Annotated in this window: 1 protein-coding gene; it reads left to right on the top strand. The window is 76.7% G+C overall.

What is annotated here, in order from left to right:
- Window positions 1-112: 112 nt before the first annotated feature.
- Window positions 113-257, top strand: a 145-nt coding sequence (locus ACFV4F_RS43495) for a hypothetical protein (protein ID WP_380511628.1), incomplete at its 3' end; no start/stop codon positions are given.

Consider the following 257-nt stretch of genomic DNA (forward strand, 5'->3'; position numbering starts at 1 on the left):
CGGTCCCCGGGCGGCACCTGGTGCGGTTGCGGGTCGCGGGCGTGGACAGCCTCCTGGTCGACCGCTCGGGCACCCGGCCGGTGTTCGACCCGAGCCAGGCGGTGACGGTCCTGTGAGCGGCGGGACGGGTGAGGAGAAGGAAGCCGCCAACGGCCGGTTCCTCGCCGCGTCGCTCGCGTGGTTGCGGCTGCTGCTGCACCGGGCGATCGCGGACGGTCCGGCGCGGACGGAACCCCCGCCCATCCCGCGGGTCCGCC

The sequence above is a fragment of the Kitasatospora sp. NPDC059722 genome, from assembly GCF_042733235.1.
Lineage (GTDB): Bacteria > Actinomycetota > Actinomycetes > Streptomycetales > Streptomycetaceae > Kitasatospora.